The 23458-nt window shown below is 65.5% G+C and carries 22 protein-coding genes and 1 tRNA gene; 6 read left to right on the top strand and 17 right to left on the bottom strand.

Annotated features, from left to right (window positions below; all coding sequences use genetic code 11):
* Nucleotides 1-2: 2 nt before the first annotated feature.
* From ACTIFJ_RS01345 to ACTIFJ_RS01335, 3 genes are read right to left on the bottom strand one after another with little or no spacing between them, the layout of a single operon-like run.
* On the bottom strand, nt 3-1451 hold the full coding sequence (locus tag ACTIFJ_RS01345) for an efflux transporter outer membrane subunit (protein WP_439532279.1): 1449 nt from the start codon (nt 1449-1451) through the stop codon (nt 3-5).
* Complete coding sequence (locus tag ACTIFJ_RS01340) at nt 1444-4674, bottom strand: multidrug efflux RND transporter permease subunit (protein ID WP_439532278.1); 3231 nt, start codon at nt 4672-4674, stop codon at nt 1444-1446. Before ACTIFJ_RS01340 ends, ACTIFJ_RS01345 begins: the two co-directional genes overlap by 8 nt.
* 2 nt (nt 4675-4676) lie before the next feature.
* Entirely contained in the window at nt 4677-5837 is a 1161-nt protein-coding gene (locus tag ACTIFJ_RS01335) for an efflux RND transporter periplasmic adaptor subunit (RefSeq protein WP_439532277.1), read from the bottom strand.
* A 111-nt stretch (nt 5838-5948) separates the two neighbouring features.
* Here ACTIFJ_RS01335 and ACTIFJ_RS01330 point away from each other — a divergent pair, with 111 nt between their 5' ends.
* Nucleotides 5949-6587, top strand: coding sequence for a TetR/AcrR family transcriptional regulator (locus ACTIFJ_RS01330; protein WP_439532276.1), 639 nt, complete (start codon nt 5949-5951; stop codon nt 6585-6587).
* Nucleotides 6588-6624: 37 nt separating this feature from the next.
* Here the strand turns inward: ACTIFJ_RS01330 and ACTIFJ_RS01325 are convergent.
* The 3 genes from ACTIFJ_RS01325 to ACTIFJ_RS01315 form a co-directional block, all read right to left on the bottom strand.
* Nucleotides 6625-6701: transfer RNA gene (locus ACTIFJ_RS01325), tRNA-Arg, on the bottom strand.
* A gap of 12 nt (nt 6702-6713) precedes the next feature.
* A complete protein-coding gene (locus ACTIFJ_RS01320; RefSeq protein WP_439532275.1) occupies nt 6714-6992 on the bottom strand; it encodes an NADH dehydrogenase ubiquinone Fe-S protein 4 in 279 nt (92 codons plus the stop codon).
* Nucleotides 6993-7032: 40 nt separating this feature from the next.
* Nucleotides 7033-8001 (bottom strand): polyprenyl synthetase family protein, encoded by a 969-nt coding sequence (locus ACTIFJ_RS01315; RefSeq protein WP_439532274.1) that lies wholly within the window; start codon nt 7999-8001, stop codon nt 7033-7035.
* Between the two features lie 144 nt (nt 8002-8145).
* Between ACTIFJ_RS01315 and ACTIFJ_RS01310 the strand changes: the two genes are divergently transcribed.
* Nucleotides 8146-8439: a chorismate mutase gene (locus tag ACTIFJ_RS01310; RefSeq protein ID WP_439532273.1), complete on the top strand. Its 294-nt coding sequence runs from the start codon at nt 8146-8148 to the stop codon at nt 8437-8439.
* Here the strand turns inward: ACTIFJ_RS01310 and ACTIFJ_RS01305 are convergent.
* The 3 genes from ACTIFJ_RS01305 to ACTIFJ_RS01295 form a co-directional block, all read right to left on the bottom strand.
* Nucleotides 8430-9749, bottom strand: a complete 1320-nt coding sequence (locus tag ACTIFJ_RS01305; protein WP_439532272.1) for an ATP-binding protein — start codon at nt 9747-9749, stop codon at nt 8430-8432. The two genes, ACTIFJ_RS01310 and ACTIFJ_RS01305, sit on opposite strands and share 10 nt — an antisense overlap.
* Before the next feature lie 76 nt (nt 9750-9825).
* Nucleotides 9826-10485 carry a response regulator transcription factor gene (locus ACTIFJ_RS01300; RefSeq protein ID WP_439532271.1) on the bottom strand — a complete coding sequence of 220 codons (660 nt, stop codon included), beginning with the start codon at nt 10483-10485 and terminating at the stop codon, nt 9826-9828.
* Between the two features lie 9 nt (nt 10486-10494).
* Nucleotides 10495-10791: a PepSY domain-containing protein gene (locus tag ACTIFJ_RS01295; protein WP_439532270.1), complete on the bottom strand. Its 297-nt coding sequence runs from the start codon at nt 10789-10791 to the stop codon at nt 10495-10497.
* Nucleotides 10792-10921: 130 nt separating this feature from the next.
* On the opposite strand from ACTIFJ_RS01295, the gene ACTIFJ_RS01290 reads away from it, so the two are divergent.
* Nucleotides 10922-12730, top strand: coding sequence for an ATP-binding cassette domain-containing protein (locus tag ACTIFJ_RS01290; RefSeq protein WP_439532269.1), 1809 nt, complete (start codon nt 10922-10924; stop codon nt 12728-12730).
* Nucleotides 12731-12733: 3 nt separating this feature from the next.
* Here the strand turns inward: ACTIFJ_RS01290 and ACTIFJ_RS01285 are convergent, their stop codons facing one another.
* On the bottom strand, nt 12734-14053 hold the full coding sequence (locus tag ACTIFJ_RS01285) for a polyhydroxyalkanoate depolymerase (protein ID WP_439532268.1): 1320 nt from the start codon (nt 14051-14053) through the stop codon (nt 12734-12736).
* Between the two features lie 137 nt (nt 14054-14190).
* Here ACTIFJ_RS01285 and ACTIFJ_RS01280 point away from each other — a divergent pair, with 137 nt between their 5' ends.
* The gene (locus ACTIFJ_RS01280) at nt 14191-15987 is read left to right on the top strand and encodes an ABC transporter transmembrane domain-containing protein (protein ID WP_439532267.1); all 1797 of its coding nucleotides are present in this window, start codon (nt 14191-14193) and stop codon (nt 15985-15987) included.
* A 90-nt stretch (nt 15988-16077) separates the two neighbouring features.
* Here ACTIFJ_RS01280 and ACTIFJ_RS01275 read toward each other — a convergent pair whose 3' ends face one another.
* From ACTIFJ_RS01275 to ACTIFJ_RS01260, 4 genes are all read right to left on the bottom strand, one after another.
* Complete coding sequence (locus ACTIFJ_RS01275) at nt 16078-16494, bottom strand: ExbD/TolR family protein (RefSeq protein ID WP_439532266.1); 417 nt, start codon at nt 16492-16494, stop codon at nt 16078-16080.
* Between the two features lie 51 nt (nt 16495-16545).
* Complete coding sequence (locus ACTIFJ_RS01270) at nt 16546-17019, bottom strand: ExbD/TolR family protein (protein ID WP_439532265.1); 474 nt, start codon at nt 17017-17019, stop codon at nt 16546-16548.
* Between the two features lie 30 nt (nt 17020-17049).
* Nucleotides 17050-17775 carry a MotA/TolQ/ExbB proton channel family protein gene (locus ACTIFJ_RS01265; RefSeq protein WP_439532264.1) on the bottom strand — a complete coding sequence of 242 codons (726 nt, stop codon included), beginning with the start codon at nt 17773-17775 and terminating at the stop codon, nt 17050-17052.
* Between the two features lie 77 nt (nt 17776-17852).
* A complete protein-coding gene (locus tag ACTIFJ_RS01260; RefSeq protein WP_439532263.1) occupies nt 17853-18503 on the bottom strand; it encodes an energy transducer TonB in 651 nt (216 codons plus the stop codon).
* Nucleotides 18504-18738: 235 nt separating this feature from the next.
* Here ACTIFJ_RS01260 and ACTIFJ_RS01255 point away from each other — a divergent pair, with 235 nt between their 5' ends.
* Nucleotides 18739-19557, top strand: a complete 819-nt coding sequence (locus ACTIFJ_RS01255; protein ID WP_439532262.1) for a hypothetical protein — start codon at nt 18739-18741, stop codon at nt 19555-19557.
* Between the two features lie 11 nt (nt 19558-19568).
* On the opposite strand, the gene ACTIFJ_RS01250 is transcribed toward ACTIFJ_RS01255, so the two are convergent.
* A complete protein-coding gene (locus ACTIFJ_RS01250; protein ID WP_439532261.1) occupies nt 19569-20003 on the bottom strand; it encodes a dihydroneopterin aldolase in 435 nt (144 codons plus the stop codon).
* The gene (locus tag ACTIFJ_RS01245; RefSeq protein ID WP_439532260.1) at nt 20000-20800 is read right to left on the bottom strand and encodes an SDR family NAD(P)-dependent oxidoreductase; all 801 of its coding nucleotides are present in this window, start codon (nt 20798-20800) and stop codon (nt 20000-20002) included. The genes ACTIFJ_RS01250 and ACTIFJ_RS01245 overlap by 4 nt, the downstream gene beginning before the upstream one ends.
* 126 nt (nt 20801-20926) lie before the next feature.
* On the opposite strand from ACTIFJ_RS01245, the gene uvrC reads away from it, so the two are divergent.
* Entirely contained in the window at nt 20927-22855 is a 1929-nt protein-coding gene (uvrC, locus tag ACTIFJ_RS01240) for an excinuclease ABC subunit UvrC (RefSeq protein ID WP_439532259.1), read from the top strand.
* Here the strand turns inward: uvrC and ACTIFJ_RS01235 are convergent.
* Entirely contained in the window at nt 22852-23436 is a 585-nt protein-coding gene (locus tag ACTIFJ_RS01235) for a murein L,D-transpeptidase catalytic domain family protein (protein WP_439532258.1), read from the bottom strand. The two genes, uvrC and ACTIFJ_RS01235, sit on opposite strands and share 4 nt — an antisense overlap.
* Nucleotides 23437-23458 lie beyond the last annotated feature (22 nt).

Here is a 23458-nt window from a genome sequence, read left to right as displayed (position 1 = left end):
GCTCAGGGCTGGTCGATGCGCGGCAGCGCGTCCGCCGACCGCTCCTTCAAGCCGCCGCCGAGCGCCACATAGAGGGTGACGCCGTTCTGCAGTGCGACCGAGCGGAGATCGATCAGCTGCTGCTGCGCGGCGAACAGGTTACGCTCGGCATCGAGCACTTCGAGATAGATCGACAGGCCCTGATCGTATCGCTGCCGGGCCGTGCGGGCCAGCCGCTGCTGGGTTGTCACCGTCTCGGTGACGGCGGCAATCTGCTCGGCATAGCGCTGCCGCGCCACCAGCGCGTCGGCGACCTCGCGGAAGCCGGTCTGCACGGCCAGCTGATAGGCGGCGGTCAACTCATCGGCCTGGGCGCGGCTGAGCCGCAGCTGGGCGTTGCGGCGGCCCCAATCGAAGATCGGCAGGCTGATCGCCGGGCCGAACGACCAGGCAGTGGTGTCGGCCTTGAACAGGTCCCCGAGCACGGGCGTGGCATAGCCGAACTGCCCGGTCAGCGAGATCGACGGGAAGAAGGCCGCCCGCGCCGCACCGATATTGGCATTGGCGGCGCGCAAGTTGAACTCGGCCTGGAGGACATCGGGGCGGTTGGCCAGCACCGTCGATGGCAGCCCGGCATCGAGCGTGTCGAACTGACCGGCTTCGTCCAGCGGCCGCCCTGCCGGCAACGGCCCCGCCATCGGCCCGCCGATAAGCACGGTCAGCAGGTTGCGCGCCTGTTCGGTGGCACGCTCCAGATCGGCCAGTTCGGCGCGCGCCTGGGTGGTCAGCAGCACGGTCTGGTCGTAATCGACGGTAGAGGTCACGCCGGCATCGAGCCGCCGCTGGGCGAGGCGCTGCCCCTCTTCACGCCCGGACAGCGTTTCGCGGGCCAATGCGATACGCTCCTCGCCCGAGCGGATGGCGTAATAGGCCGCCGCAACCTGGCTGATCAGCGAAAGGCGGAAGGCGCGGTTTCCCTGCACCGATGCGAGATATTGCGCCCGCGCCTGATCCGACAGATTGCGTACCCGGCCCCATAGGTCGATCTCGAAGCTGGTGACGGCGACATTGGCGGTGAAATTCTGGAACTGGATGGCGGTAGCATCGGACCCCAGCGCATCGCCGAAACCCAGCGAGCCCAAAGGTTGCCGGCTCTTGCTGTAGCCGGTGTTGGCGGTCAGCGCCGGCAGCCGCTGCGCGTCCTGAATGTTGAACTGCGCGCGTGCCTGCGCCACCCGCGCCAGCGACTGGGCAAGATCCCGGTTGTTGGCCAGTGCGGCGGCGATCAACGCCTCCAACCGTTCGTCGCCGAAATAGTCCCGCCAGCCGAGATCGGCGGCAAGCGGCGTGGCTGCCGGTGCCTCAGGCGCCGGGAAACGGGCGGACACCGGCATTACCGGCTGGCGATAGTCAGGCGCCATGTTGCAGCCGGCGAGCAACAGGCCGGTACCGAGCAGCAGGAACTTACGCATGGGCCTGCGCCTTTTCAGCAATTTCGGCTGTCAGCCGCGCGTCCTCGGCCGCATCTTCCGCCTCGGGATCATGGCCCCGGCTCAGCCATTTGCGCGCCGAAACATAGAAGACCGGCGTAAAGAAGATGCCGAGGAGAGTTGCAGTAATCATGCCGCCCATCACGCCGGTACCGACGGCATGCCGGCTCGCCGCGCCGGCGCCGCTGGCGATCACCAATGGCACCATGCCGAGGATGAAGGCCAGACTGGTCATCAGGATCGGTCGCAGCCGCTGGCGCGAGGCCTCGATGGTGGCGTCGCGGGTGCTGACATCGCCCTTCTCGTCGTTGATGGCGAACTCGACGATCAGGATGGCGTTCTTGGCGGCGAGGCCGATGATGGTGATCAGGCCGACATTGAAATAGACATCCGCCGACAGGCCACGAAACATCGTGAACAGCACGGCGCCGAGCACCCCGAACGGCACCACCAGCAGCACTGAAAGCGGGATCGCCCAGCTGTTGTAGAGCGCCGCCAGCAGCAGGAACACGACCACCATCGACAGGCCCAACAACAGCCCGATCTGACCGCCGGCCTGCTTCTCTTCGAAAGCGGTGCCCGTCCATTCATAGGCCAGGCTGCCGCTCAACGTCTCGTCGGCGATCCGCTCCATCGCTTCCAGCGCGGCGCCCGAGGATTCTCCCGCAGCGGCCTGCCCCGAAATGGTCAGCGACGGATAGCCGTTATAGCGTTCCAGCTGGATCGGCGCCGTCCGCCACGAGACCTTGGTGAACGCCGAGAACGGCACCAGCTTGACCGCATCGACCCCTGCGGCCGAGGTCGTCGCAACCGGAACGCGCAGATCCAGCACATCCTGCTGGGTCATCCGCTGCGCCGCCTCGGCCTGCAGATAGACGCGGAGCACGCTGCCTTCCCGGCTGAAGTCGTTGGCATAGGCCGAGCCGAAATTGATCGCCAGCGTGGCGTTGACGTCGGCAATCTGAAGCCCGAGCGCCCGGGCCTGAACCCGGTCGATATCGACATAGAGTTCGGGCGCGTCGCCCTGGCCGTCGGGGCGCACGCCGGCCAGCATGGGGTCCTGCGCCGCTCTGGTGAGAATGGCATCGCGCGCTGCCAGCAGCCCGGCGCGGTTGGTGCCGCTGCGATCCTCGATCTTCATCGAGAAGCCGGTGGCATTGCCAAGCGACTGTATCGGCGGCGGATTGATCGGGAAGATCGTCGCGCCGGCGATATCGCCGACCGCGGCCATGGTGCCGCCGATCAACGCGTCGACGCTATCCCCGGCGCCGGTCCGCTCCTCCCAGGGGTTTAGGTCGATAAAGGACATCGCCGCCCCCTGCCCCTGGCCGAAGAAGTTGAAGCCGATGATGGTCATCACGTTACGGACCTGCGGCTGCACCTTCAGATAGGATTCTGCCCGCGCCACCGCCGTCTCGGTCCGTGCCATGGTTGCCCCCACCGGCGCGTCATAGTTGACAAGGAAATAGCCCTGGTCTTCGGTCGGCAGGAAGCCGCCGGGCAGGCGCAGGAACAGCAGGCCCGTCATCCCGAGCACCACCACGAACACGGCGAGCCAGCGCAGCGGGGCGCTGGTCATCCGCGCGACGCTGCGGCCATATTTGTCGGTGGCGCGGCCGAAGCGGGCATTGAACCCGTCGAAGAAGCGCCGGGGCCAGCCGCGTACGCCGGCTGGCGGCGCCGGCCGCTGGCCGTCGTGGGTGACATGCGGCTTGAGCAGCGTCGCGCACAGCGCCGGTGTCAGCGTCAGCGCCAGCACCGCCGAGAAGAAGATCGACACCGCCAGTGTCACCGAGAACTGGCGGTAGATGCCACCGGTCGATCCCGGGAAGAAGGCCATCGGGATGAACACGGCGATCAGCACCAGCGTGATGCCGATGATGGCGCCGCGGATCTGCCCCATCGCCTTGATCGTGGCGCGGCGCGGGGACAATCCCTCCTCGGCCATCAGCCGCTCGACATTCTCGACGACGACGATCGCGTCATCGACGAGGATTCCGATCGCCACCACCATGCCGAACAGCGACAGCGTGTTGATGGTGAAGCCGAACAGGTAAAGCCCGAGGCAGGCGCCGAGCAGCGCGATCGGCACCACGACCGCCGGGATCAGCGTCGCCCGCCAGTTCTGCAGAAACAGGAACATGACGAGGAACACCAGCACCATCGCCTCGACCAGCGTGCTGATGACGCTGTCGATCGAGGCATTGATGAACGGCGTCGTGTCGAACGGCACCGCCCAGGTCATGCCGGCCGGAAAATTGGGCTCCAGCTCGGCCATCCGCGCCCGCACGGCTTCGGCGGCCTCGACAGCATTCGCGCCATTGGCCAACTGAATGCCCATGCCGGCGATCTCGCGGCCGTTGAGCTGCGCCTTGAAGCCATAGCTGTCGGCGCCCAGCTCCACCCGCGCCACGTCGCGCAGCCGGACCGTGGAGCCGTTGGTATTGGCGCGGATGATGATGTTGCGGAACTGCTCGGGATCGGAAAAGCGGTTCTGGGTGACGATCTTGGCGGTGAACTCGGTTTCCATGGTGATAGGCTGCTCGCCGAGGCCGCCGCCCGCCGTCTGGCTGTTCTGCTCGACGACAGCCGCGAGAACCGCGCTCGGCGACAGGCCGAAGCCTGCCAGCTTGGCGGGATCGAGCCAGATGCGCATCGCATATTGCGAACCGAACAGCTGGATATCGCCCACACCGGTCACCCGCCGGAGTTCGAGGACGACATTATTGGCGGCATAGTTGCCGAGTTGAAGCGGCGTCAGGCTGCCATCCTTCGAGGAGAGCACCACCACCATCAGGAAGCCCGAACTATTGTCGGTGATCTGGATTCCCAGCCGTCGCACATCCTCGGGCAGGCGCGGCTCGGCGCGGTTGAGACGGTCCTGGACCTGGGTTCGGGTAACGTCGAGATCGGTGCCCGATTCGAAGGTCAGCACCACTTCCGCCGTGCCGTTCGAGCGGCTGGTCGACGACATGTAGAGAAAGCCGTCGATACCGTTCATCTCGCGCTCGATGACCGCGGTGACATTCTTGTCGAGCGTCTCGGCATCGGCGCCGGTGTAAGTGTAGGACAGCGTCAGCGAGGGCGGTGCCACCGAGGGATATTGCTCGATCGGCAGCGCCCGCAGCGCGATGATCCCGGCCAGCGCGATGAACGCCGCGATGACCCAGGCGAAGACCGGCTTGTAGACGAAAAAGCGGTCCATGCTCAGCGGCCGCCGGCCGGCACGGGCGCAGCCTTCACCTGCCCGGCAATACGCACCTTCTGGCCCGGGCGTACTTTCTGCCAGCCATCGGTGATGATCCGCTCGCCTGCCTTCAGGCCCGACTGGACGACCCAGCGGCCGCCGACCTGGGCGCCGAGCTGGACCGGCCGCAACGACACCTCATTGTCAGCGTCGACGACCGAGACACTGGCCTGGTTGGCCTGGAACTGGACGGCTCGCTCCGGGATGGCGAAGCCGCCGCGCAATGTGCCGGCCTCGATCCGCCCGCGCACGAACTGCCCCGGGACCAGCACACGGTTGGGATTGGCAAACACGGCGCGAACTGTCTGGCTGCCGGTTTGCGGATCGACCGACTGGTCGGCGAAATCGAGCTGGCCGACCAGGCCATAGTCGGCACCATTCTCGAGGATCAGCCTGACCTTGATGGTGCCGAGCTCGGCAATCTGCAACTGGCCGGCGCGCACCTCAGCCATCATGTCGAGAATGGCGCTGCTTGACTGGGTGAACACGGCGTAGGCCGGGCTGGACTGGTCGACGCGGGTCATCAGCGTCGCCTCGGTGCCGCTCACCAGCGCGCCTTCGGTAACCTCAGCGCGGCTGACACGGCCAGAAATTGGCGCCCGCACGGTGGTAAAGCTCAACTGCAGGTCGGACTGGGCCAGCGCCGCCCGCGCTTCGGTCACCTGCGCTTCGGCCTGACGCAGCGTGGACAGAGCCAGGTCATTCTCCTGGCCACTGACCGCCCGGTCGGCGACCAGCGGCTTGTAGCGCGCCACCACGGAGGCGGCATTTTCGCGGGCGGCAAGCGCGCGCTGTAGCGCGGCCTGCGCCTGCTCGCGCTGGGCGCGATATTCGCGGGGGTCGATGAGGAATAGCGGCGTGCCGGCCTTGACGTCGGTGCCCTCGCGATACAGCCGCTTCTCGACGATGCCATTGGTGCGGGCGCGCACTTCGGCCGTACGGATTGCCTCGATACGGCCCGGCAATTCAATGATGTTGGGCACAGTTTCCGGCTGCAGGACGATCGTCTCGACCATCGTCGGCGGCGGCGCCGCTTGCTGGGGCTGGTCGGACCCACAGGAGGCCAGCGCCAAACCGGCGAAGACGAGCGCCGGATACACGACACGGAAACGATACGACACGAAGACTCTCCTGGGCCGAAAGACTGGCCAGCGAATCCGCCCCTAATCGCGAACTGGATTAAACGCAACTTCAGAGTTGCATTTATTTCCCGAACGATACAAATTGACGTGATGACAACAATCAAGCCCGGTGCCGGAAGGCCCACGGCCGAGCGCGCCGCCGCCATTGACGCGGCGCTCGTCGAGGCGACCCTCGATGCCTTTGCCGCCGACGGCAGCGACTTCAATGTCGACCAGGTCGCCGCGCGTGCCGGAGTCAGCAAGCAGGCGATCTATCGCCGATGGAAAACCAAGGAGGAACTACTCGTCCATGCGATCAGCAGCCTGCTGACCCAACGGATCAACACCGCCACCGAAGACCTGCCCGACAATCCCTTCACCGCTCTGCGCGCCGTAGCCTGGCGGCTGTTCGACCGGGACAATGGCCGCGATCACCGGATCGGCATTTTCATCAAGGCGCAGGCGCTTCGCGACGAAGGACTTCAGCAGCACCTGCACGAATGGGGAGAGCAGTTCGGCGCGCCCTATCGACGCCTTGCGCAGCCGATTGCGGCCAGGGCCGGCGTTCCGGTCGAGATGGTCGAAGTGAATATCGACATCCTGATCGAGATGCTCGACGGCGCAACCTCGCGGCTGGCGATGCTGGGGCTGCAATCCGATGCGGACAAGCGCCGCGTGTTCGATCAGCGCTGGGACGCGTTCGTGCGCATGGCCGAGTCGACTCCCAAACAGGGCTGCGAGACGCGTTAGGCGCCGGGGAAAGGCCTGCGCCATAGAATGATGGGGATGGCGCGCCCGGCAGGACTCGAACCTGCGACCCCGAGCTTAGAAGGCACGTGCTCTATCCGGCTGAGCTACGGGCGCCGAAAATCCGTCTTATCTGAAATTGTCGGCATAGGCTTGGAGCTTGAGCCGGCGCGGCCCAAGCGGCACAATCTCGACTTCGAGCCCCAGCCGCGCCGCATGGGCGAGCGCCGCCTCGCGCGTCGGAAAACGCAGTTGCACCTGGGTATCGGTGGCACCGGAGCCGGCCCAGCCGGTCAGCGGATCGGGCCGCTGCGGCTCACTACGTTCCCATTCCAGAAGCCATTCGCCCATCCGGGCGCGGCCGGACTGCATGGCGCTTTTCGGGCGCTGGTAGAGGCGTGCCAACATGCGCCGTCCTTCGCGCATCCGTGGCGGCGGCGCAAGCCCGTCAATAAGCCCGGGCGATGGCGAATTCGACCGTCTCGCTCAGCGCCTGACGGGCCGGGCCCTTGGGGAAACCGGCCAGCGAGTCGATCGCCCGTGCCCCATAGTGGCGGGCCCGCGCCATGGTGTCGGTTACGGCCTGCCGGCGGTCCAGCAACCGCTCGGCCTCGGCCAGATCGTCATCGGACACTCTCTTGCCGCGCATTGCCTCGCGCCAGAAGGTCCGCTCATCCTCATCGCCGCGCGCATAGGCCAGGATCACCGGCAGGGTCACCTTGCCGTCGCGGAAATCGTCGCCACGGTCCTTGCCCATGGTATCGGCGTCCGACACATAGTCGATCGCGTCGTCCACCAGCTGGAAGGCAATGCCGAGGTTGCGGCCATAGGCTTCCAGCGCCGCTTCGACGGCGGCATCGCGCTCGGCCACCACGGCTGCGATCTGGCAGGCGGCTGAAAACAGCGCCGCGGTCTTGGCGGTGATGATCTCGAGATAGCGGTCCTCGCTGGTCTCGACGTCGCGCTGGGCGGTCAGCTGCGCCACCTCGCCCTCGGCGATGATCGCGGAGGCCGAGCTCAGGATCTTCAGCACCTTCAAAGAGCCATCCTCGACCATCAGCTCGAAGGCCCGGCTGAACAGGAAATCGCCGACCAGCACGCTGGCCGGGTTGCCCCACAGGCGGTTGGCCGTCGCCTTGCCCCGCCGCATGCCGCTGGCATCGACGACATCGTCATGAAGAAGCGTCGCCGTATGGATAAACTCCACGGCCGCTGCCAGCTTGTGGTGACGATTGCCCGAATAATCGAGCAGCGCCGCACAGCCGAGCGTCAACATCGGCCGGAGCCGCTTGCCACCGCCGGCAATCAGATGGCCCGCCAATTCGGGGATCAATGCCACCGGCGACTGCATCCGGTCGATGATGACATGGTTGACCGCCGTCAGCCCCGGCCCGGTCAGGGCCATCAGCCCGGCCATCGTCGGGGATCCACGCGGCCGCAAGGGAAGAACAGAACCGTTCACAACGGCTTCCTTAAGCGATGCTGGCTTGTGTGCAACCCCAAGCCTTGCAACCGCGCGCATCCGCCGCAAAGGTGAATCGACGACGCTGCGGAGACCAACATGTCAGATCAACTGCTGCAATCCTATCGTGACAGCATCGATAACATCGATGCGGCGCTGATCTTCATGCTGGCCGAACGCTTCAAGGTCACCCAGGCCGTCGGCCAGCACAAGGCCCGCAGCGGCATGCCTGCCGCCGATCCTGGCCGGGAAGCCGCTCAGATCGCCCGACTACGCGCGCTTGCAGAGTCAGCGCGGCTCGACCCGGAATTCTCGGAAAAATTCCTGCGCTTCATTATCGACGAGGTCATCCGGCACCACCAGTCGGCCGCCGGGAGCCAGCCTCAGGCCTGATCGGCCGCCGGCAGCACCAGCCGCACCATCAGCCCGCCCAGATCCTCCGATTCTTCCAGCGTCACCTGCCCGCCGTAAATCTCTGCGACATCGCGCACGATCGCCAGCCCCAGCCCGGTGCCCGGCTTGTCGGTATCGAGCCGCTCGCCGCGCGAGAACAGCCGTTCGCGGTCGCCCGGGGCAATGCCGCGCCCGTCATCCTCGATCAACAGCTCGAGCAGCCCGTCCTCGCCGCCCAGTGTCACGAACACCCGCCCGCCGCCATGCAGCGCGGCATTGTCGACGAGGTTGCCGAGCATCTCCTCGAGGTCCTGCTGTTCACCGCGGAACACCTTGCTGCGGTCACCGGTGATGTCGATGGTCACGCCGCGCGCCTTGTGGATCCGCTCGACCGTCCGCGCGATGGCTTGCAAAGACGGCCAAACCAGCGTCCGCGCGCTGCTCGATGAACGCCGGCCCATCGCCCGCGCCCGCGCCAGCTGGTGGTCGACATGGCGGCGCATGATGCTCACCTGCCCTTCCACCGTCCGCGACAACGGGTCATTGCGCCCACGCACCTCGCCGATCAGCACGCTCATCGGTGTCTTCAGTGCATGCGCAAGATTGCCGGCATGGCGCTGCGACGCGGCCGCCTGACGCTCGCCATGATCGAGCAATTCGTTGATCTCGCTGACCAGCGGCGCCACCTCGATCGGGAAATCCTCGTCCACCCGCGTCGATTCCCCCGAGCGGATGGCCACGATTGCCCGGCTCACCCGTCGCAACGGGTAAAGCCCATAGGTCGATTGCAAGGCCGCCAATGCCAGAAGCCCCAGCCCGAGCAGCGCCAGAAACCACACCAGAAACGCCCGCAACTGGCTGACCTGCGCATCCAGGTCGCGCGTCGATTGCGCGACCTGGAAATAGAAGACCGTCGATACCCCCGGCAGCCGCACCTGCCGGCCAACGACCCGCAGCGGCTCACCGGCGAAACGGCGCGAGCCATAGCGGCACGGTTCCCGGCAATCCGCTTCGGGGGCGCCATCGAGCTGGCGATCCCAGAGCGAGCGGGAGCGGAACGGGTCCTGCCCCGGGGCCGTCACCTGCCAGTACAAGCCGGAATAAGGCTCGTAAAAGCGCTGATCGCCGAGGGGTCGCACAAAACGGACCTCGTTCAATTCGTCGAGATCCGCCGCCGCTACCATGGCGTTCAGCGCGAAATCGAGCTGGCCGTCGAAGTTGCGGGTAATCGTCTCGACCAGCACCCGATCAAGCACCACGCCGCCCAGCGCCAGCAGCGGCAGGATCCACGCCGCCGCCAGTGCGATCATCCGCAGCCGCAGCGATCCCGAGAGTGAAAACCGATGCTGCCGTCGACGCGGCGTCACCGCTTCGGGTGCGTCCGGCTCAGCTGTCGTTGAGACTGTAGCCAAGGCCCCGTGTGGTGCTGATCAGCTCCGCCCCCAGTTTCTTGCGAATGCGCGTGATGAAGACCTCGATCGTGTTGGAATCCCGGTCGAAATCCTGGTCGTAAATATGTTCGATCAGCTCGGTGCGGCTCACCACCTTGCCCTTGTGGTGCATCAGATAGGACAGCAGCTTGAATTCCTGCGCCGTCAGCTTCACCGGCTCATCGCCCAGCGTCACTCGGCCCGAGCGGGCGTCAAGCCTGACATTGCCCGCCACCAGCTCCGAACTGGCCTGCCCGGCAGCGCGGCGGATCAGCGCCCGCAGCCGGGCCACCAGCTCTTCGGTCTGGAATGGTTTGGCGAGATAATCATCGGCGCCAGCATCGAGCCCGGCCACCTTGTCGCTCCAGCGGTCCCGCGCCGTCAGCACCAACACCGGCATGGTATGGCCCTCCTGCCGCCAGCGATCGAGGACGGTCAGACCGTCCATTTCCGGCAGGCCCAGATCGAGAACCACAGCATCATAGGCTTCCGTCGAGCCGAGGAAATGTCCGTCCTCGCCGTCGCTGGCCGTGTCCACGGCATAGCCAGCCTGTTCGAGCGCCGATTTCAACTGGCGCTGCAGGTTGGGCTCGTCCTCGATGACCAAAACACGCATGGCAGACTTTCAATAGCTTCGTATAGCACGGCGCCGCTGCCCCGTGCGGGCATCGACATCCACGTTGATAAGCTCACCATCGACCATGAAACGAAAACGATAGGTCAGAGTCGGTTCATCGAACTGGACGCCGATATAATCGCCGCGCACCTGCGAGGTGACACGGGACCTGATCGTCTCGAAATCGATAATCTCACCCGCTTCCACCATGTCACGCACCCTTTTCTCCACGCCTGCATGTGCCGTGCCCGCGAGAAGCAGGAGCGGCGCCAGTGCCAGGAGGAAGGAAGACGACAAGCGTCGCATCGATGAGCCTTTGTTTCAATCCAGTGGGAATGCCCAAGAACCTCTGAATAGTCCATGAATATCAAATATGCAGACGATCCGCTACATTTGACCGCTTGCGCTGCCGCGCGCGCGCGGCCACTTGTCGCCAATGCCCGAACCAATCCTTACCCTTGAGAATGCCGGCCTGCGCCAGGGCGGCAATTGGCTGTTCCGCCACCTCGACCTGACCATCGACGCACGCGACCGGTTGGCCCTGATCGGCCGCAACGGCGTCGGCAAGACCACGCTGCTGAAGCTGATCGAAGGCAGCCTCGAACTCGACGAAGGCCGTCGCGCCGTCTCGCCGGCGTTGCAACTGGTCCGGCTCGAACAGGAGCCGGCAATGACTGGCTACACCACGCTTGGCGATTTCGCCCGCGCCGGTTCAGCCGCCCCCGCCGATCACCAGCTCGATGCGATTGCGTCGCGCCTCGGCGTCAACCTCGAGGCGCTGGCCGCGACCGCCTCGGGCGGTGAGCGACGCCGCGCCGGGCTGGTCCGCGCGCTGGCGTCCGAGCCCGATCTGCTGCTGCTCGACGAGCCGACCAACCATCTCGACATCGGCGCCATCGAATGGCTCGAATCCTGGGTCGAGCGCTATCGCGGCGCGTTTGTCACCATCAGCCACGACCGGGCTTTTCTTACCCGGCTGACCAGGAACTGCCTGTGGCTCGACCGCGGCATGCTCCGACGCGCCGAAGTCGGCTTCGTCGGCTTCGAGGCCTGGTCCGATCGCGTCGCCGCCGAGGAGGCAAAGACCGCCTCGCGTCTCGATGCCCGGCTCAAGCAGGAGGAGCATTGGCTGCTGCGCGGCGTCACCGCGCGCCGCAGTCGCAACGAAGGCCGGCTGGCCAAGCTGATCGAGCTGCGCGCTACCCGCAAGGCCATGACCACCGGCGACGCCGTCGCCCGGCTCGCGACCTCCGCTGACGACACCAAGACCAAGGTGCTGATCGATGCTAGCCATGTCACCAAGCAGTTCGGCGACCGCACCATCCTTGCCGACCTGTCGCTGCGAGTCCGCCACAAGGACCGGATCGGCATCATCGGCCCCAATGGCGCCGGCAAGTCGACGCTGATCAAGCTGCTGCTTGGTCAGATCGAGCCCGATGGCGGCGAGATCAAGCGCGCCAAGGCCCTCAACCCAACGATCATCGACCAGCGCCGGCAGCGCCTCGATGCCGCCGACGGCACGCCCCGCACCGTGCGCGATGTGCTCGCCGATGGTGGCGAATGGCTGGAGGTCAATGGCGTCCGCAAACATGTCGTCGGCTATCTGAAGGACTTCCTGTTCGACCCCGGCGTTCTCGATGCGCCGGTCGACAGCTTCTCCGGCGGCGAGCGCTCGCGGCTGCTGCTGGCGCGCGAGTTCGCCACCCCGTCGAACCTGCTGGTGCTCGACGAGCCGACCAACGACCTCGACATGGAAACCCTCGACCTGCTCGAGGAGGTGCTCGACGATTACGCCGGCACCGTTCTGCTGGTCAGCCACGACCGCGCTTTTCTCGACCGCGTCGTCACCATGGTCGTGGCGCTCGACGGCGAGGGCAATTCGGAGACGATCGTCGGCGGCTGGTCGGACTGGGCGGAAGCGCGCAAGGCCCGCGCCAGCGAGGCTCGCAGCGACCGCAAACCGCAGAACCGGAACCCAAACACCGCTGTCACGCCGAAGCGCGCGCCGGCCAAGCTCAGCTACAATGAGGCGCGTGCGCTGGCCGAACTGCCGGCGACCATGGACACACTGACCGCCGCCATCGCCCGCCATGAGGCAACGCTTGCCGATCCGGCACTGTATACGCGCGATCCCAAGCGGTTTGCCAATGTCATGGCCGAGCTCGAAAAGGTCCGCACCGATCTGGCTAGTGCCGAGGAACGCTGGCTCGAGCTGGCCGAGAAACAGGCCGCACTCGAAAGCTGATCCTCAGGCGACCTCGGGACCGGCCGTTACGTCCGGATCGAGATGCGCCGGCACTTCGACGCGCTCAGGCAGTGCGGTCAGCGTGGCCGGATCATGGGCACGGATGAACGTCTCGAGCACCGGCGCGATCTGGTCGCGCCAGCGACGGCCGTTGAAGATGCCGTAATGACCGGCCCCTTCCGCCATGTGATACATTTTCTTGCTGTCTTTGAGCCGGGTCGCCAGGTCGAGTCCCGCCTTGGTCTGGCCGAGACCCGAAATGTCGTCGCGCTCGCCTTCGATAGCCAACAGTGCCGTCCGCTTGATGAAAGCGGGGTCGACGATCTCGCCGCGATGCCAGAAGCCGCCGGTGGCCAGCAGCTGGCGCTGGAAAACTGCGTCGATGGTTTGCAGATAGAATTCGGCGGTCATGTCACAGACCGAGCGATACTCCTCATAAAAGGCCTTGCTGGCGGCCGCGCCTTCGTCATCGCCCTCGACCAGATGCTTGAACATTTCCCAGTGCGATTTCATGTGGTTGGCAAGGTTCATCGACATGAAGCCGGCCAGCTGCAGGAAGCCCGGATAGACCTTGCGGCCCGCTCCCGGAAACTGCTGCGGCACGGTCATCACCACGTTCTGCTCGAACCAGGCGAACGGCCGCTGGGTCGCCAGATCATCGACGGAGGTCGGCGCCTGGCGCGTATCGATCGGTCCACCCATCATCGACAACGTCAGCGGCGTTGCCGGATGATCATGTTGGTTCATGAGGGCGACGGCGGCAAAGCAGGGCACGGTCGGCTGGCAGACCGCCAGTACATGCGCGCCCGGCCCGACAGCACCGAGAAACTCGATGATGTAATCGACATAATCGTTGAGGTCGAAACGCCCCTCGCTGAGCGGCACCTGACGGGCATCATGCCAATCGGTGATATAGACGTCGTGATCGGGCAGCATCCGCTCGACAGTGCCCCGCAGCAGCGTCGCATAATGGCCGCTCATCGGCGCCACGATCAGCAGCCGCGGGTCCTGGCGCCCCTGCATTGCCGGGTGCGATGGATCACGGACAAAATGCTTGAGCTGGCCGAACGCCTTGCCCAGGACGATCTCCTCGGCGATCGGCACCGGCTGACCGTCGATCAGCGTGACGTCGAGGCCAAACTCCGGCTTGCCACGCGGCGCCGTGGTATGGGCGAACACTTCGAGCGCTCGAGCGATAAGCGGGCTGGTCGCCACATAGGATATCGGGTTGGCCGGACTGAGCAGCCATTCCGAGCCGCTCTGTGCCATCGATCCAACGCCCGCCAACCAGGCACGCTGCCACTCATAGGCCGTATAAAGCATCGACAGTCCTATCAACACCGATCCTCCGATCGGCGACATTCCATCTGCCACAACGGCCGGCTTGTCAAAAGCCAATACAATCGGCGCTGCACCTCCCGCCACATTGAGGCCCGTCCCCCGCCCTGCTATCAGCACCTATGACCAAACCCGATCTCCCCCCGCCCGAACAGCGCAAGCTTTCCCGGCTTCGCCTCGTCTGGGATTTCGTTCGCGCCTATCCCGGCCACCTCACTGGCGCGCTGGTCGCCCTTGTCGTCGCCGCCAGCGCCACGCTAGCCATCCCGCAAGGGCTGAAGATGATCGTCGACAACGGCTTCTCAGCCGGGTCCGACCCTGCTGCCATCACGCCCTATTTCATCGGCATGCTCGGTATCGTCTCGCTGCTCGGCCTGGCCACGGCATTCCGCTTCTATTTTGTCAGCTGGATCGGCGAACGCGTCGTCGCCGACATGCGCCGGGCCGTGCACGGCCATCTGCTCAGCCTCGATCCGGCCTTTTTCGAGGAGAATCGCCCGGCCGAGATTGCCAGCCGTCTGACGTCCGACACTGCGGTGATCGAGCAGGTCGTCGGGACCTCAGCCAGCCTGGCGCTGCGCAACAGCGTCATGGGCCTTGGCGGGTTGGCCTATATGGCCTTCCAGTCGCCAAAGCTGACGCTGCTGATGCTGCTGGTCATTCCAGTGACCATACTGCCAATCGTCTTTGTCGGACGCCGCGTCCGCAGCATGTCGCGCGCCAGCCAGGATCGCATCGCCAGCCTCGGCACGATGATCTCGGAAGTCCTCGGCGCCATCCGCATCGTCCAGGCCTTCACCCAGGAGCGCCGCGAATCTGCCCGCTTCGGCGACGAGGTCGAGGCGACGTTCGATACCGCGCGCCGCCGCATCCGCCTGCGCTCGGGCATGACCGCGCTGGTCATTTTCCTGATCTTTGGCGCCATCACCCTGGTGCTCTGGCAGGGCGCGCTCGACGTCATCTCGGGCCGCCTGTCCGGTGGCACCATCACCGCCTTTGTCTTCGCCGCCATCATTGTTGCCTCGGCGTTCGGCACACTGACCGAAGTCTATGGGGACTTCATGCGCGCCGCCGGCGCCTCGGGCCGAATGGAGGAGCTGCTCGCCGCCCGGCCGCAGATCCGCGCCCCTGCCCGCCCTCGCGCCTTGCCGGAGCCGGCGCGCGGCGCGCTGGCCTTCGATCATGTTGGTTTCCATTATAGCAGTCGCCCGGACAGCCCGGCGCTGGTCGACTTCAGCCTTGATATCGCCGAGGGCGAGACCGTCGCCGTCGTCGGGCCGTCGGGCGCCGGTAAGTCGACGCTGTTCCAGCTTGTGCAGCGTTTCTACGATCCCCAGCAAGGCCAGATCCGGCTCGACGGGGTGCCATTGGTCGAGGCCGATCCGGAGGCGATCCGCCAGCGCATCGCCATTGTGCCTCAGGACACGGTGATCTTCGCCGCCTCGGCGATGGAGAATATCCGCTACGGCCGGCCGAGCGCTTCGGCCGCCGAGGTGTGGGCGGCAGCGGAAGCCGCTCATGCCGACATGTTCCTGAAAGAACTGCCCGAAGGCCTCGATACGTTCCTTGGGGAGGCGGGCGTTCGCCTGTCCGGCGGCCAGCGGCAGCGGATCGCCATCGCCCGCGCCATCCTGCGTGACGCGCCCATCCTGCTTCTCGACGAAGCCACCTCGGCGCTGGACAGCGAGTCCGAGCGGCTGGTCCAACACGCGCTCGAAGAACTGATGAAGGGGCGTACGACGCTGGTCATCGCGCATCGGCTGGCCACCGTACGGACGGCCGACCGGATCATCGTCATGGACCGGGGCGCGATCGTCGCCGAAGGCACGCATGACCGGCTGATGGCCAATGGCGGGCTTTATGCGCGACTGGCGCGGCTGCAGTTCGAAGACCAGAATCAGCCCGGCGAAGCCGCCTGAGGCCCGCTGAAAGAGGAAGAAAAGGACAGAAAAAGGCCGCGAACCGGCTGGTTCGCGGCCTGTTTTGGTCCGGAAACGGACCGGATCAGGTCAGTTAGCGTACGCCTCGTTACCGACGAAGCCCATTTTGGTGACGCCGGCCTGCTGGGCCATGGCCATCACCTGGTCGACGACCTCGTAGCGCGCCAGCGCCTCGGGACGCAGCCGCAGCTCGGGTTCGGTCGGCAGAGCAGACGACTGCTCCATGTAGCTCTTCAGCGTCGCCATATCGACTTCCTGCTTGTTCCAGTAAATGTTGTTGAGGAAGTCGATATCGACCTGGTTGAACACCGGATCGACATTGGTGGGCGCATTGTTCGGCGGCGGCAGATCCAGCTTCACAGCGTGGGTCTGGATCGGGATGGTGATGATGAACATGATAAGCAGAACGAGCATCACGTCGATGAGAGGCGTGGTGTTCATTTCGCCCATCACGTCGTCGCTGTTATCTCCAACCGACATTGACATGATGGTCTCTCCTGATCTGGACCGGCGGGGTCTGGCCCCGCCGGCTGTGCTTTAGCGCGTGACGTTGCCGGGTGTCGGCTCGGAAATGAAGCCGATCTTCAAGAAGCCGGCCCGCTGCATGGTGAAGATAACCCCACCCACGCAGCGATATTCCATGTCCTTGTCGCCACGGATATGGACCTCGGGCAACTCGATCTTTCCGCCAAGCGCTTCCTGGCGGGCAATCTCGTCCTTGAGCGCCCGGACACCACGATCGAGCAGGTCCTGCTTGCTCTCCACCAAAGTCTGATTCCAGTAGGTGTCGCAATTCGCATCAACCGATAGAGCGACGTTTTCCGGTTTCGTGGTAGTCGGCACGTTGGTCACCGTAGGCAGCGACAGGGGAACGACCTGGATCGCCACCGGCACGGTGATCAGGAAGATGATGAGGAGAACCAGCATGACATCGACGAGCGGCGTCGTGTTGATCTCGTTCATCGGGGCGTCTTCGGCATCCTTGTCCGGATCACCAACGCTCATCGACATGGGCTAAACCCCTTTTTTGTTGCGATGCGCTTACTTGACGACCGGCTTCGGCGCGACGGGCGCAACCGTAGCAACGGCCGGGGCAACGCGCGCACCCGAGACCAGGGCACCATGGACGTCCGACATGAAGTTGTTGAGCTTCTCGGTGACATCCTTGTTGCGACGGACCAGCCAGTTGTAGCCAAGCACGGCCGGAACGGCGACGGCGAGACCAAGCGCAGTCATGATCAAGGCTTCACCGACCGGGCCGGCAACCTTGTCGATCGATGCCTGGCCGGCGAGACCGATGCTGATCAGGGCGCGATAAATGCCGACCACGGTACCGAACAGACCGATGAACGGCGAGGTCGAACCGACCGAGGCGAGGAACGACAGGCCGCTCTGCAGCTTGCCGGCGATACCCGCGTTCGAACGGTTGAGGGCCATCGTCACCCACTCATGCTCGTCGATCTTGTCAGTCAGGCGACCTTCATGGTGATCAGCGGCGCGCAGACCGTCTTCGACGATCTGGCGGAACGGGGAGTTCTTCTCGAGCTTGGCGGCGCCGGTCTTCAGGTCGGGCGCGGTCCAGAACTTTTTCTCGAGTTCCTTGGCTTCGGTCAGGACCTTCCGCTGGTCGATGTACTTGGTGATGATGATGAACCATGTCGCCAGCGACATGAACACCAGGATGCCGAAAACGGACTGGGCAATGATGCCACCCTGCTCGAGCGCGGCTGCCAAGCCATAGGGATTTTCTACTGCGACGGTTTCCATTTTGTTATTCCCTCGATGAATTGTTTGAATGTTCAGGCATATAGAAAACGGCGGCCTTTCGACCGCCGTTCAATAACTCAACGATCCCTAAGCTGCCAGCGGACCGGCTGGGTCTTGGTCTCCGCCACTGGCTGACCATTGCTGGTGGCCGGGTTGAAGCGGAAGCGTCGGATGATGATCTTGCAAGTAGCGTCATCCAGACGCGCAGAACCGCTCGACTGGACGACGTTACAGGTGGTCACCCGGCCATCAGGGTCGACGACATAGCTGACACGGACCACGCCCTGCTCTTCAGCGCGGCGGGAGGCATCAGGATAATCGTCTTCGCTGATGACGTTGCCACGACCGCGCGGCGTTGCCGGGGTCGGCTTCACGGCCGGAGGCGCGGGAGGCGCGGGAGGCGCCGGCGGCGTGAACCGCGGCGGCTCGGGTGCCGACACCGTGCTCTGCGTCGTGATCGTTGGCGCAGGCGCATCCTGGACAACAGACACTTCCGGCGGCGGTACGAAGGGCGGAATTTCCACTTCCTTCGGCGGCGGCGGCGGCGGCTCGTCCGGCGGCGGCGCTTCTTCCTTCACATTCACTGTTTCCAGCGGATTGACGATAGCCTTTACGGCCTTCAACGCCAGCCCGGTCACGAAAGCATAACCGAGTCCGACGTGCAGAAGCGCAACAAGCCCAAAGGCTATCATGCGTTTCTGGCTAATTCCCTCATCAGCATAAGCCATAAGCGCTGCCGATCTCCCTGACCCAAAATTGCACAAGATAACGAGGCAACAGCATCCCCATGCCCCCCGCTATCCCTGAGATGTCTTAACCGCATCGCAGCGGGCGCCGCAACCGCTTTGTCGCGCCCTTCGCTCGAATAATCGTACGAGGGGTAGATTTCGCGACAAGCCGTGACCCGGCACAGCAGCCTTGTCGGGGTTGCCGACGGGCGCCGGCACCCCTAGATCGATGGTCATGAAGACCAATATGCTGCTCGCGACGATCCTCGCACTGGAGACGGCCATGATGCCGGCGGCTTCGGCCGCCGCCCAGCAGTCAGCCGCTGCCGCGACGGCCACCGAACCGTCCTATGCAGCCCTCGTCGATCTTGTTCTCGCAAGTCCGGTCATCGTGCGCGCCACGGTCACGCGCTCGCAATCGATCTCCGCGCGCAATGCGCCGGGACTGGCTGCCGGCCAGGCCCGGCTGCTGGTCACCGCCGATGTCGTTGCCGCGCTGGTGGCGCCGGCGGCAATCCCGCCGCAGTTGTCCTGGCTTGTCGATGTTCCGCTTGACGCCCGTGGGCGGGCGCCGTCGCTACGCGGCCGGACGGTGATGGCGTGGCTCGAAGTGCCGGCCGCCGACGGCAAGGCTCAGTTGGCAACCCCGGCCGCCCAACGCGACTGGAACGAGCGGCTTGAGGCGCGGGTTCGTGCCATCGCCACCGAGGTCAAGGCAAATGCGGCGCCGGTGATTACCGGCGTCACCAATGGTTTCCGCGTCGAGGGCACGCTGCCCGGCGAGAGCGAAAGCCAGTTTTTTCTGTCAACGCGAAATGGCAAGCCGTTGACCATGGTGGTTCTGGAACGTCCGGGCCAGAGCATGCAATTGTCGGTCGCAAGCGGCGATATCATCGATGAATCAGCGACTTCGGTGAAGCCCGAGACACTGCTCTGGTATCGCCTGGCCTGTGGACTGCCGGCGCAGCTGCCGGCTGCATCGGGCGGCAACGACGTGGCGCTGGCCAACGCCTGGATCGGGGCGCTGGCCGGACTCGGGCCCTGCACTCGCTGATCGGGCAAACCCTAGAAGCTGCTGATCTCGACGCCCACCGCCGCACAGTCCGGATAGACATCGGGCTTGCGCGTCGACACCCGCAGGCCGATCACCCCGTCCCGCGCCGCGACCATCGCATAAATCTCATGGGCGACGGTCTCCTGCAGGTTGAACCGCCGCTTTCCGACCATGGCGATGACAGCATTGTGGAGCTGGTCATAATCCCAGGCATCGGCAACGGCATCCGTGGTGGGAAAGGCGTCGGCGCGCAGCCAGACCTCGACATTGACACGCAGCCGCTGCGGCGTGCCGATCTCGAAATCATGAAAGCCGATGTCCACCGGAAGATCGAAATCCTCAAGCAGGATCTTGTGGCTGCGGGGCCGGAGTTCTTCCGGAACGGCACCGGCAAGCCATGCCATCTGCGGCCGTTCAAGCCGCTCATCGCTCATCGCTTCGGTCATAAATCCACCATATAGGCCACGTCCCGTGGCAGGCCGAGCAACCGCTGCCCGCCATCGAGAACCAGCGTCTGGGCGTTGTAGCTTGGCGTGGCAATGATGAATCTGAGCGCCGCAATGATCTCGTCGACCGTGACTCCGCGCCGCAGCGGGTTGAGACCATGCACCGCCTCGAAATTGGCGCGCGACTGGGGACCAGACACAAGAGTCACCGCCGGTGCGATTCCCGCAACGCGTAAAGCCGGGGCAAACTGGCGGGCTGCCAGCTCGGTCAGGCCCTCCAATCCGATCTTCGACAAGGTGTAGGTGAAATAGTCCGCATTGAGCGCAGCCAGCTTGGCGTCGAGCAGATTGACCACCAGCGCCGGCGCCTCCCGCATGCCCACCGCCTTGGCAAATCCCTGGATCAACAATGCCGGCGCCCGGAGATTGACCGCCATATGCCGGTCGAACCCCTCGGCAGAGAAATCATCAATACGGTCGTAATCGAAGCGCGAGGCCGAATTGACCAGCAGCCCCAGCGGAGCCAGTTCGGCTGCCGCTGCCAGTACCCGGTCCGCGGCATCGACGTCGGCAAGATCGGCGGCGACCACTGCCGCCTGGCCGCCCGTCGCACGAAGGGCGGCCGCCAGCGCTTCGGCCTCATCCTTCGAGCCATGGCAGTGAATCACCAGATCCCAGCCGTCCGCGGCCAGCGCCTGTACCAGCGCCTTGCCGATGCGCCTTGCCCCGCCAGTAACGATCGCAGTCTCACCCCGCCGCTCGCCTCGCCGTTCGCCGCTGTTGATCTGGTCGTTCATCCTGTTCGCGTTAGCCCCGGCGCCGGCAGGGGGCAAGCGACGCTGCCTGCGGCAAAGGCCCGCCCGGGGGACGGCGCAGGCGATGCTTTGCGTCGACGCCCCGGCGCCTTATGAAGCGCCAGCACCATGGCCATACCGCCCACCGATCGTTTCTCCGAGGAAACCGCGACCTTCACGGTCAAGGGCATCGATGCGCCCGACATCGAGGCCGGGGTCGCTGCGATCCGCAATGTTGTGAGGACGCTGCCGACGCGGCCCGGCGTCTACCGGATGATCGATGCCGCCGGCGCCGTGCTCTATGTCGGCAAGGCGCGGGCACTGCGCAACCGTGTAGTCAACTACACGCAGATCAGCCGCTTGCCGCGCCGGCTCCAGCGGATGGTCAGCCAGACGCGCGACATGGTAATCGTCACCACCAACACCGAGTCCGAGGCGCTGCTGCTCGAAGCGCAACTGATCAAGCGCTGGCGGCCGCCGTATAATGTGCTGCTGCGCGACGACAAGAGCTTCCCCTTCATCTTCCTGCGCGAGGATCATGGCTTCCCGCGCATCTCCAAGCATCGCGGCGCGCGGCAGGGCAAGGGCGTATTCTACGGGCCATTTGCCAGCGCCGGGGCAGTGAATGCCACCCTCAATGCGCTGCAGAAGGTGTTCCTGCTGCGCTCCTGCACCGACAGCTTCTTCAACAACCGGTCGCGCCCCTGCCTGCTGCACCAGATCAGGCGCTGCTCCGCGCCGTGCGTCGGGCGGATATCGGAATCCGCCTATGCCGAGCTGGTCGGCGACGCCAAGGCGTTCCTCAGCGGCAAGACCGTGGAGGCGCAGGCCAAGCTGGCCAGCGCAATGCAGGCGGCGGCAGCGGCGCGGGACTTCGAGATCGCCGCCGTGCTGCGCGACCGGCTGAAGGCGCTGACCTTCATCCAGGGCAGCCAGGCGATCAACGCCGAGGGCAGCCTGACCGATGCCGACATCGTTGCGATCGCGGCGGCGGACGGGGCGATGTGCATCCAGATCTTCTTCATCCGCGGCGGCCAGAACTGGGGGCATCGGGCGTGGTTTCCCGCCCATGTCCAGGATCTGGACGAGGCCGAGGTGCTCCAGTCGTTCCTGCCGCAGTTGTACGAGGACATTCCGCCGGCGCGCGAGATATTGCTCGACCGGGCGCTGCCCGAGGCCGACCTCCTCGCCGAAGCGCTGTCCGGCCGGGCGGGGCACCGGATCACGTTGAAGGTGCCGCAGCGCGGGGCGAACCGGAAGCTCGTCGATCAGGCCAGCCGCAATGCCCGGGAGGCACTGCAGCGGCGCGCCGCCGAGGCGACGACACAGGGACGACTGCTCGCCGAGCTGGCCGAGTTGTTCGAGCTGGACGCGCCGCCGGGGCGGATCGAGATCTATGACAACAGCCATATCCAGGGAACGAACGCCCTTGGCGCAATGGTCGTCGCCGGGCCGGAGGGGTTCCTGAAAAGCCAGTATCGCAAGTTCAACATGAAGGGGCCGGAGATCACGCCCGGCGACGACTTCGCGATGATGCGGGCGATGCTGCGGCGCCGATTCGCGCGACTGCAGGCCGAGACCAGCGAGCGCGAAGGCTGGCCGGACCTGCTGCTGATCGACGGCGGCAAGGGGCAGCTGACGGTGGTGATGGAGGCGCTGGCCGAGCTGGGCGTCGAGGATGTCGCCGTGGTCGGTGTGGCCAAGGGGCCGGACCGCAACGCCGGGCGCGAGACCTTCTACCTGCCGTCCGGGCGCGAGTTGACGCTGCCGCCGGGCAGCCCGGTGCTGTTCTTTCTGCAGCGGCTGCGCGACGAGGCCCACCGATTCGCCATCGGCGCGCACCGTGCCAAGCGATCGAAGGCGCTGGTCGCGAGCCCGCTCGATGACGTGCCCGGTGTCGGGCCGGCGCGAAAGAAGGCGCTGCTGATGCACTTCGGCACGGCGCGAGCGGTGCGCGGCGCGAGCCTGGAGGATCTGGAACGCACGCCGGGAATCAACAAGGCGATGGCCCGGGCGCTGCACGAGCATTTCCACCCGCCGACCGAAGGCTCGGGCTAGACCTTGTCCGAATAGAGCAGGCGGCCGGCGCCGAGGCGCGTGAGGACTTTGGGCAGGTCCTGCGCGGTGACGGTGAAGCAGCCCAGGCTGCGGCCGAGCTTGCCGGCGGCGGCGCGGTCCGCCGTCACATAATCGGCGCTATGCACGACGATGGCGCGAGCCAGCGCGGCGTCATTGCAAGGTTCGAGGCCCTTGAGGCGCATCGAGCGGCCATGCCGGCCGATATAGGCGTTGGCGGTAAGGAACGCGCCGTCCGACGAGGCATTCGAGCCGGAAGTATTCGAAAATCGTTCGAGCCAGCCGCTGTGGGCGGGGTCGGAACCCTTGCCATGGGCGACGAGCAGGGTTTCAGTCTGGCCCGAAACAAGATCGAGCAAATGGAAGCGAGGCTGGCGCGAGGGGCGGGCATAGTCGACGATGCCGATGACATCGGCGTGGACAATCTGTGTCCGGTGCCTGGCCAGCGCGGCAAGGGCGCGGTCGCGCAGGGCCGGATTGATCGCTTCAGGGGTCGCGGCGAGGAGCCGCGCGGGAGGCGCCGCCAGAGCGGCGAGGCCTCCAAGGAACAGTCGACGGTTCATGACCCTGTGTACCGTGGCGCGC

Source organism: Polymorphobacter sp., from assembly GCF_051860865.1.
Classification (GTDB): Bacteria; Pseudomonadota; Alphaproteobacteria; order Sphingomonadales; family Sphingomonadaceae; genus Sandarakinorhabdus.
This window is presented reverse-complemented; position numbering and strand designations above follow the sequence as displayed.